This window comes from Bacillus sp. FJAT-28004 (genome assembly GCF_001280845.1).
Taxonomy (GTDB): Bacteria; Bacillota; Bacilli; order Paenibacillales; family Paenibacillaceae; genus Pristimantibacillus.
Window position 1 is genome coordinate 1 of sequence record NZ_LGHP01000012.1, and the last position, 5,581, is coordinate 5,581.

Consider the following 5,581-nt stretch of genomic DNA (forward strand, 5'->3'; position numbering starts at 1 on the left):
AACGCAAACGGGTCGATAACAGTTGCAAGCGCCGCTTTAGGCGACGCGCAAGGAAACGAAAGTCAAGCGATTCCGGCGTCCATACGAGTCGAAGTGAAGGCGTCTCCGGTTATGCCGGGCGACTCGAACAACGACAACAAGTACTCGATCGCCGATCTTGCCATCGCGGCGGCTCATTATGGCATGAAAGATGAGCATCCAGATTGGAACAAGTTCAAGTCGGCGGACTTCGATGGCAATGGCGTTATCGATATTGTCGACCTTGCGGCGATTGCTAGAAAGATTCTGGAATAACCTATCCCATTACCGGTAAGTAACGGGGTGAAGGGAAACGCATGCAAAGCTTGTAACGAATATTCATAAGCGCTAACCAAACAACCATCCGCCTGGCGCATCAAGCTGGAGCGGATGGTTGTTTTGCATGCGATGCGGAAATCGTAACCTAGCGGATATCAATGGTTATTTCATATGACAGAATTGTAAAATCTTAATGAAAATAGCACATTTTAGAGACTCGCTTTAGTTAATTTTCAGAGGAATATCTCCTTTTTTCTGTATTCAAGATAGGTCAGATTCATTAGTGTTGAGTTGTAATCGGAGTTTTGCACCAAACATCATTGGCTGTCCCGTTACGAAGGCATACGCACAGCAGGGGGGATAGAGGACACGAATTTAACCAAATTGTTAAAGGCTTCTTAAGGAGGTGAAATTTTGTATTTATTACTGCGTTGTGAATAGATAAATGTTTTTGAAAACGGTATCAACCCAGGTGGAACGACTAATAAGGATTATTTCAAAAAAACTTTAACGGAGGAATAAGCCGGTGAGAAAAAAATTAAAGCGATTTTCTTCTTTATTATTAGCAAGCACTATAATGGTTTCGTCGTTTTCGTATATGAATACAAATCTTGTAGAAGCGGCTCGAACGAACGGTACCGCACCATACATAAACCAATGGGCGGTCTCCGGTCCTTTTACCAACGAGCAAGCTCTTGGAAACATTGCTCCTATTATTGGCGAGTCTTTTGCTGACCCGAACAACACAGAAACATCCACCTGGCAATACTTCGACGACCGTATCTTCAACCGCAACTATGACGATTACAATGACCTGATGGGTTATTTTGATGTCAAGCAGGGACAGGATACAGTCAATAAGTGGGTTGTTGCCGGGACCTATGTTTACAGCCCCAAAGCGCAAACGGTTCAGTGGCAAGTAGGTGGATCGGGTGTGTATAAACTGTTCGCCAACGATGTTCTCAGCGGGAAACAAGACCAAATTGCTGGCCGTGTGAGCAAGAGCGGTACAAAATATGCTTTCGAATTAAAACAAGGCTGGAACAAGCTTTTCATTGAAATTCAGCACAAAAACCCCGGCAGTAACAAGAATTTCCTCGGCTTTTATACAAGACTTTCCGACAACAACGGAAATGAAATTCCCGGTCTTACCTATTCCGTAACGGGACCAAACGTAACAAACAACCAACTGGAAATTGTTACACAGGGCCTTACTATTGATAAAAAAGCATTTGATGACCGCAATGCAAATGTCCCGGCAAACGACTATCCGTCAAACACACTGCCATACGCATATGATGAAAATCCATATGTATGGATGGTTGGAAAAATTGACGGCAATCTGAATACATCATCGATCGCCCCGCAGGCGTCTCCCTTTGCATTCCAGGCTGCAGGCGGCAATCCAGTCTACACTTGGAAAATTGCCGATGGCCAGTTGCCGCCCGGTCTGACATTGGCAGAAGGTGGTCAAATTGAAGGTATCGTTTCAGACGGTGCTCAGGGCACAACACAAAAGGATTACGCCTTTACCGTGAAGGTAACGGACGCTCAAGGTTCTACTGCAACACAGCAATATACGATAACGGTCAAGGAAAACCCGGTTGATTGGTTTATTGAGGGCAAAATGTCGGCTTTGTCACACACCACAGGTACAATGCCGAACCTTTATGACCCGAACTTCAACTATGATGATTGGGCACAGACAGCTAAAGAAATGGGTATGACCATGTTGTCAACAGAAACCCTTCAAAACACCATTTACTACTGGCCGTCACCCAACGCAAAACTAACCCCAAGCGACAGCAATAAAATGTACAAATACAACGCTTTGTACCAGTCTGAGGACGGCGCCTGGCATGTGAAAGACAGAGTGATGCAGGCAAAGCACGCTGCGGAGCGTTACGGCATGAGGTTCGGTGTGTACGTATCGTCACTATACGAAGGTGCTGAAATTTTAGAAAGCGATATCCAAGGTTTGGTAGAAAGATACGATCCATGGTATCTCTTTGCCGATGGCGGCCCCGAGAGCTATTCCAATGTTGACGTGGCGTGGAGTTCTGCCCGCAACTATAACGACCGTGTTTTAATTGATGCAAACCCCAATGCTCAAACGGGTGACCAAGATATTACCCTTCACGAGCGTCCATTCTGGCATAGTGAACCTTATAATAACGGTGGCTGGAGAAGCGGTATTTTGCCGCAAACAAGAAAAGTTGCCCATGAGGAATGGAATGACCCGTATACAACTGCATTGGATGTTTGGACAATATACGCCAAAGGTAATGAACGTGACGATTGGCGAGAAGCAACAAAAGAACTCATTAACCAATACGGACACGGCTATGTAATGAATTACGACTCGTCCATTACAGTTACCCGCGGTATGGATAACCTGAAAAGTAGTTTGGATGATACCAATATATTCTCGATGGTGCCGATTTCTTCACAGCAATTGTCAGATATGCGTACTTCTATAGTGAAGTGGATGGATAATGCCGGCGGTTCCGACCTGCGTGAGTCCATGTACGGCACAATGCCATACACAATGGATTACACGATTAAACAGGGCTGGTATACCGATCCGCAGATGGCGATCGCCCACGGTCAGGGTCCTGATTGGGGATATGCAATGTCCCGTGACCAGTATGTCTATATGCATATGATTAAAAACCTAATTTCCGGCGTGAGCAAGACAGGATTTACCGGCCAAGCCTCGATGAGCGGAATTGGTCCCTTCGATTACCCGGTTGACAAGGTCGAGTTGATGAACAAAAGTGTTTCTCTGCCATTCACAACACAACAAAACAATGGCAAATACTATATTACAATCGATACTTCACAAGTTGTTGCAGACCCAATCGATACAATCATTAAAATTACAACAAAAAACCCTGCAAGAAAATACAAAATGACAAGTGTTAAATTGTTCAGCAGCCAAAGGGAACCAAACAAGCTGAAACTTAGAGCAGAGAACTATATGAATAACTACACCAGTGTTTTCGCACCTGCTGCACTTAACTACACAAGCGACAATACAAGCGTAGCAACTGTAGACGCTGTAACAGGTTTGGTAACAGCTGTCGGCGCTGGTGCAGCTACAATCACGGTAACGGCAACCTATAATGATGGCGTGAACGCTCCTCAGGTGAAGACCGACACCTATCCTGTTAAGGTTTCGGGCGGTGCGATTTCGGCTGCACTTCCGCTTGTTGGTGTTAATATGTTCACGAATGACGTTCAGTTCTGGGGACAATTCTCCACAAACAAAGACCTTTCTGTGACATTCAAGGGCTTCACAGAAAAGGGCGGCGCAGTTGATATTCTGGGCGGCAAAAATATTAAGTACCACTATGCAACCGTTGACGGAAACCGTAACAACGCTGCAGGTAAAATCATTGTAACTGAAGTGCCTGCCGATCAAGTCCCGTTTGTTGTAGACGGTAACACGATGCAATTTACAGATATCATCACCACCCCTACGATGTACAGCTACTGGGCTGACATCACTGTAGACGGGAAGACCTATACATCGACGCGTAACTACATTACACTTATCCCGGATGCAAACGTTGCAGCAGGAATTACGCCGACGGTTACAAGCGACAGCAGTAACGCAGACAAATTATCTGACGGCCAAATCAATGATTCTACCGGAGGAAATCTCTCAAAATGGGTAGCGCCGGCAAGCGACGCAAACCCGAGCATCACGTATGATTTGGGCAAATTGCAAAAGCTTAACCGCGTTAATATCTTCTTTAATCACCATATGCCGAATGCCGATAACGTTACTTACTACAACGTGCCGAATAAGGTGAAGATTGAGTATAGCGTTGACGGAACAAATTGGATAGCAGGCCATGAAACAAACACATTGTCCGGCGGTGGATTGCCGACATCGAGAAATACACTGGCCGTTCCAAAAAGCGATACAACTTTGTACGCATGGGAGCAAGAAGGTTTGTATTATAATTATCCAGTTGATCCGAGCAAACCCGACGTGCAGGCGCGTTATGTAAGAGTATCCTTCCCTGGCGGCGGTCAAGGAGGCAGCCCGATTGATGTGCTGGAGGTTCAAGTATTCTCATCAGGAGATTTAACAGCACTTGCCAACATTAAAGTTACTCCGAAAGTCGGTGCGGATAACAAAACGGTAACGGTTGATGTTGAAGGTTATTCCTTCTTAGGCGAACCTCTTAATCTTGCCGATGCGAAAATGACGATCACAAGTGAAAACCCGTCCGTTGCAGCGGTTGGCGCAGATGGGGTGATTACAGCCGGGACAGAAGGCAAGGCGAGGATCAATGTAATCGCGAGGCTTGGCAGCAACAGCGCTAGTGATTACTTCTATGTAGATGTTGATGCTGACGGTAACATCCATTCAGCTCCTTTTCTGAGAGAAGTGAAGCTATCTCTAAATAACAGCTCCATAAAGGTGAACGAACCGATTATAGGGGCTTTAGAGGGAAGGTTAAACACGGGCACACAGACTGATTTATCTAGAGCTGTAGTAGAATATCTGTTTAGTGATTCGAGACTGGAGGTTGTTCCAGGCAGCAATACGATTGTGGTGAAAGGAGCTGTTAACAAAACGTTCCAATCGACCGTGAAAGCAAGAGTAACGCTGGATGGAGTGACTGTGGAGTCCAAACAGCAAACCATTACTGCTTTAGGCGGAAATATAGCCGACATCGCCACCGTAGCTGTATCCTCTGTAAGAGATAGAAACGGCGTCCCTGATGGAAACAATCAGGACGATCGATATTTGGGAATCAAAGCGATTGACGGTAATAAAGGTACTACATGGGCTGCGAAAAGTGCGGATAAATCCCCATGGATAAAGCTTCAATTCTCTGGTCCTATGGAAATTAGCCATATTAATCTGGTTGATAGAGGACACGATGTTAACCAAATTGTTGAAGGACTCCTTGAGTGGGAGGGCGGAAGCCAAAAGGTAACGGGTATTAAATGGCAAGATCAACCGGATAACATCGTGACATTCGATACTCCGATAAAGACAAGCTGGATAAAGTTTACCATCGATCCGGAAAATAAATACACCAATCCAAGCGGTGCAGAATGCGGACTGGCAGAGTTTGAAGTATTCGCGGCAAGAGGAGCGTTCGAGAAGAAAATCGTGGATTATAAATCGGTTGCCGTAGATACGAACCAAGGCGTAATCCCCGTACTTCCCGCACAGGTTGAAGCCGTCTACAACGACGGAACGACAGGACTCGCGGATGTCGTGTGGGCCCCAATTACGGCAGAAATGGTAGCCCATGCT

Annotated in this window: 2 protein-coding genes; both read left to right on the top strand. The window is 45.7% G+C overall.

Going from position 1 to position 5,581, the window contains the following annotated elements:
- On the top strand, positions 1-294 hold a 294-nt coding region (locus tag AC787_RS34340), incomplete at its 5' end, for a dockerin type I domain-containing protein (protein WP_054029184.1).
- Between the two features lie 529 nt (positions 295-823).
- A partial coding sequence (locus AC787_RS32760; RefSeq protein ID WP_054029185.1) for a discoidin domain-containing protein occupies positions 824-5,581 on the top strand: 4,758 nt, incomplete at its 3' end.